This is a genomic window from Bifidobacterium ruminantium DSM 6489 (assembly GCF_000770925.1).
In the GTDB taxonomy this organism is placed as follows: domain Bacteria; phylum Actinomycetota; class Actinomycetes; order Actinomycetales; family Bifidobacteriaceae; genus Bifidobacterium; species Bifidobacterium ruminantium.
In genome coordinates this window covers 1-5,119 of record NZ_JDTK01000037.1, presented here as the reverse complement: position 1 = coordinate 5,119, position 5,119 = coordinate 1, and the positions used below count along the sequence as shown (strand labels likewise).

The window sequence follows — 5,119 nt, the reverse complement described above, 5'->3', positions numbered from 1 at the left end:
CGGGCGGTCAGGCCGTGACCGACGTCACACCAAACTGCGCGGTAACCACCAAACAATAACCCAAAACAAACGACTGGGATCCGCCCATACTCTGGTGGATCCCAGTCGCCCTCATGGCGGGAACAAGACATCCTCACAAAATCTCAGATAAGGAGCTGTATGACTATCTCTCCAAGAAAATATCCGCACTCCTTAACTCAAACATGCTATGAAAATTGAAAAAGCAGCATGCAATAAATTCCATGCCAAATACTAGTTGAGAGTTTTTACATCAGTGCATCATTAAGGAACCGTTCAGAATCTGCACGAAGATTATTAAGTCGAGCCATATTCAGTACAGAGGCAAATGGTTCAACATTACTTCCGCCCTCGAAATCAGGAGGCAAAAGATGCTTTTCAGGTAAACCCAGTTTGACAAGTAACGTTCTCATGCGAGAACTACTCTTTTCCGTACCAAACGTAAGAAATGGCTTGCCATAGAGAATGGAGAACACCGTTGCATGGAAAGAGTTCGAAATCACACAGTTTGCCTTATCAATCAATGTAAGAAAATCAGCTGGGCCAATTCCCCATACATTGATCGCGTGCGATTGATACCGAATCGGCTTCTGAGAGTAATAAACGATAGTTAGTCCACGTTTTGCCGCCAATTTATCAATATAATGCACCATATCTTTATTCGGCCATAACGTATATGCAAATATATATTTGCCTGCTTCCAGCTTCTTTGGAAGTCGCGGAGCCTGTATATGTCGATAATCCTCTAAATTCAACAAAAGCGTCGGATCAAGCGTTTCAACAATATGCTTATTAGTTAGTTGCTGAAACTGCCCTGCTACAGAAAGCTCACGCACAGAAAGTGCATCAAAACGATTCAACCACTCGGAGACATGCTTCTTATCTTCTAGAGTGAAGTTCTTTTCTTCAAACTTGGCATGCGACAAGCTAGGCGCATACGCAATTTTCTTTGTTCCATCAGAAGCGAAAGAAAGAAAGAACGGAGGAACAGGCCCTAAGGTGCAATCCAAATTCCAAATCTGATCGCTACCACAAATCAGTGCATCATAATCCTTCAAATCCTCAGCTAGAGAACGCTCTGCATCAGCCCCCTCATAAGTCCGGCTCGTCAGGCCAAAACATTTATGCCAGAAAGATTGAAAACTGCTGCGCCTGCGTAAATTACCTGGAAGAAAGAGCAAATCTGCAATAAATGATTTAACCCCTATTCCACGAAAAATCTTATACCCATTGAAATCTGCGCTCCGATAATCGATAACATGTACATCATGGCCTAAATTCGTGAGATATTTTCTGAGTGCATAAGTCTGCAGTGCAGAACCAAAATTATATGCACAATGGAAGGTAATGGTTCCTATCCTCATTATTCATCTCCTTAAATCCCTATTTCCCGACATGTTTGCCATTTTTATGCAGTGACTTTCCGCTGATTGCAGTTGCCAAAGATTTTACGAATGGATAGGCATCCAACGCAGATACTATGCATACAAGAAGGAAGAGCACACCAGAGATCAACAAGTACCTGGATGGATGCCATGCCATTATGCATGCTTGAACAGCTACAATCAGGATATTGATCAGCATAAGAGGCCAGTTCACCGCTATCCTGACAATCGGATGAGCCATAGCCACACGTATGACATACATAACTAGGTTGCTGCCGACCATAGCCCACGCAGCTCCTTGCAGTCCCATGATACGGACGAGCAGCCAGGTCAGAACAACAACGACGATCGCAGCAGCAGCAGTCGATGTCATTAGATGTTTGGTTTTCATACTTGCAGTAAAGACCGTTCCATAGAATCCTGCGAACACATTAAACAGAAATGCAAGAATCAAGACAGGAATAATAGGCCACGAATCATAGAATTTCTTCTGCAAAAGCAATGAGGCGAGCCACGGCGTCAACAACATAAGTCCTGATGCCGCGAGGAAACAGAATGTACGAAACACCGCAAACACATTGCTATAGAACTTGCCGGTATCAGTCTTCTTGAACTCTTGGAATGCAGACAAGCTCCAAGCCTGCCAAAACGTGGAAGAGACCATATTCATTACGTTCGGTATCTTGCTGGCCGCAGCAAATAAGCCGGAAGCACCGATACCGAGCATACTGGTAATGAAGAACCTGTTCACACTTGTGCCAACCCACCAGAAGATAGCATTGGGCATCAGCGGCACTGAATACAGCAGCATCTTCCTAAGAAAATGACGGTCGCGTTCCTTTTTGGGAATACGTACGTATTCCCATGAGCCACCAAATATAAGATATAAAACAATTGCAACAAGCCCGCCGAAAATCAACGAAACAAAATATCCCTCGACCTTCCAATTAAGCAGACCGATGAGCAAACCTGCCGATAGAGCCGAAACAAGCGACGAAGCTATAGATGCCCAGGTGATGAGTTTAATCTGGTTCAAACCTCTTGCCACATTTGCCAAGTACGCATTGAAAGCGGATGAAGCAAAATAGGCAAGATAGAACCATTTGTAATTCCCGAGTCCGCCGAATATGGGCAATCCCAGTAGCGGAAGCAGAAGGAGCATAATCAGGCAACCAAACAAAGTCACCCAAAACCCGACAGATATATATCGTTCCTTATCATCAGGATCATCGATGATATATCTAGTGGTGGCATCGCCGATGGACAGGGTAACGACAGGCGTGACCAAACCCGCCACCGTAAGAGACATGTCGGTCACGCCGTACTGCGCCGCAGTCAAGAAATACGTATATAGCGGTACCAGCAGAAATGTAATCAATTTCGTTGATACCGTATTTAATGTGAATAAGCCGATATTCACCAGTAGATTCTTGTATTTACCCAAGAAGCTTTTCCTTCCTCAAGATGCTTAATGTCTGAGGCTTTTCAGTGAATCAATGACCGATTTCGGCAGAACCTTTTTTATCGTTTTCTTAAGCTGCGTCTTCGAATCAGTTCTGCTATCGATAGAATCAATAAGGTCTCGTGCGGTCCTCTCATCTTCTTCGTGAGTAAAGCACTCAAACAGAATCGGGGCTTCCGAATCCTTTGAAGTAAAAATATCCTTAACCGCATTGAATTCTTCTTTTGAAGATGCGCTAAGATATTTAAACCCAAGTGATTCAGCCCAAGCGCGAGCTGGCGATTGGTTCCCCGTAACGCTCTTTGCTGCAGCATTGTGGCCTTCTGCAGCAATAAATATATTAGCGGACGGCCCAATTTGGCTACCAACATGATTAGAGAGTTTAAATGTCATGCCGAGACCGTTATTGATTAAAAGAATACGCAAATTTGGACCGATTTCCCTGCATCCCAAAGAATTCATGTCATAGAAGAAGGCCAAATCACCCGTGATGCAGAAGCACAATTCATGTGAGGAAAGGCTTGCTCCAATTAATGCTGAAGTGCATCCATCAATGCCAAATCCACCCACATTCGCACTTGAGCGAACATCTTTCGGGAGAGGGAAATAATCCCAACTTGACAAGGAACTCAGTATGGCCGGATGAACAATTGAACCAGCAGGAATCATAGAATGCAATTGCTGAGCCATCCAGATATTCGAGAATGGGAATTCTGGCATACGTTTTCTTAACTGAATGTCATAATTCTCCCACTTGGTACGGTAACCCGACTCCACGTGCTTGTTGCTCGCATAGTGGGAAAAGAAAAACTCGATTGAACATTGGAATACATTTTCAAGTCGAGCAAAATGTTGGCGAAACTCTCCATCCAGAGATACCCTCCAAACTGGGCAATTCAGGCCCGTCAAAAATCCCATGGTGTTATAGTCGCCAGTCATCTCTCCGACGTGTATAACCAAATCTGGCTCAAAAGCGGAACGTATAGGGTTATTCTGCAATTGGATACAGGCGAGCGCTGATCCGAATGCGAACTTGCCGTGATAACCACTAGAGATGTCAGAAAACACCACCGCATCATGCGTCTCGACAAAATGCTCTAGCATCTCGGATTCAGTAGCACTAAAAGTTCGATGCACCCCCAAGAGAACTGCGATTTTAGCGTTATCCGGTAATTCCGGCCACTCTGAAATTTTTTCAGGAAGAAAACGATTTATTCTATTTACCTTAGGGAGAGAAGTTGCACTGAACGTATAATTGCCGTCAGTGATAAGTTGGACTGCCACTGGGCCGCCACCATCACGTGTGAGCTCAGAAAGTGCAATGTTGATTCGCAGCTCCTCATCTTTAGCCATTCTCTCATTTTCAATCATCTCCAGAGAAGTATGATAACGAGCAATGTCGTTGGGAATAACCGAACGATCGAGAATCTGAGTGGACAGATTACCTATGTCCTCAGTGAAATGCATAGAAGTAAGAGCCAGAACGGGGAGTTTACGATAGAACGCTTCCGTTAAGCCTGGCATATAATCCCGCGAAGCTGTGGCACCTGTACAAGAGAGCACCACTGGCTCCCCCGATTCAGCAGCCAAACCACACGCCATATATGCCGCAGATCTCTCATCAATAGCAGAATAAATATTAAAAAAGGAGTCATTCTGTACGCTGTATACAAAGGGAACATTTGTTGTACCCGGAGACGCAATTATATTTCGAATACCATATTCTTTTAATAGTGCAATAACCAATTGTGCATTACGCGCATCTGTATATTTCGGCATTATATTCTCCCTTATATCTTATGCAGGATTTTCTTAACGTTTTTTTCCAATAGATTATTGAGTCTATAAAAAAGGCCCAGAAAATTAAGCTTCAACATGAATGATCTGACCTTATTCAGCGGATCCATTCGACGGAGAAAGAGAGATTTCAATTCTTCCTTGATCTGCATGCATATCCAGTCAGCTCCTTGCGCATCATCAAGCGCAAGCAAATGCTTGTAATGATAGAACAAATGTCTCATCATGTTGTTCCGAGCCGCAACAGCATAATCTTCTCGCTTTTGCACAACAGCCCAATCAATCATCTCATGAAACGCAAGAAGCTCATCTTCATAGTATTTTAGCGCTTTCGTATGATTCAATTCAAGCTCTCCAAGTATCGAACTACTGCGAACTCGATATTCATACAAACAATCTGGTAAAACAACGCACTTTTTCGCTTTGGCGATAAGCTTGTATGTCGTTGCTAGATCCT

4 protein-coding genes are annotated in these 5,119 nt (G+C 43.7%); all 4 read right to left on the bottom strand.

Going from position 1 to position 5,119, the window contains the following annotated elements:
* Positions 1 to 266: 266 nt before the first annotated feature.
* The gene (locus OU26_RS09100; RefSeq protein ID WP_021912793.1) at positions 267 to 1,382 is read right to left on the bottom strand and encodes a polysaccharide pyruvyl transferase family protein; all 1,116 of its coding nucleotides are present in this window, start codon (positions 1,380 to 1,382) and stop codon (positions 267 to 269) included.
* A gap of 19 nt (positions 1,383 to 1,401) precedes the next feature.
* Entirely contained in the window at positions 1,402 to 2,847 is a 1,446-nt protein-coding gene (locus OU26_RS09095; protein ID WP_026647221.1) for a lipopolysaccharide biosynthesis protein, read from the bottom strand.
* 24 nt (positions 2,848 to 2,871) lie between these two features.
* A complete protein-coding gene (locus OU26_RS09090) occupies positions 2,872 to 4,644 on the bottom strand; it encodes a thiamine pyrophosphate-binding protein (RefSeq protein ID WP_026647222.1) in 1,773 nt (590 codons plus the stop codon).
* 11 nt (positions 4,645 to 4,655) lie between these two features.
* A partial coding sequence (locus OU26_RS10250; RefSeq protein ID WP_033499115.1) for a hypothetical protein occupies positions 4,656 to 5,119 on the bottom strand: 464 nt, incomplete at its 5' end.

What these genes read in the sequence shown, in the direction of transcription:
- OU26_RS09100 (WP_021912793.1), bottom strand. Translation starts at nt 1,382, where the DNA reads ATGAGGATAGGAACCATTACCTTCCATTGTGCATATAATTTTGGTTCT.
- OU26_RS09090 (WP_026647222.1), bottom strand. Translation starts at nt 4,644, where the DNA reads ATGCCGAAATATACAGATGCGCGTAATGCACAATTGGTTATTGCACTA.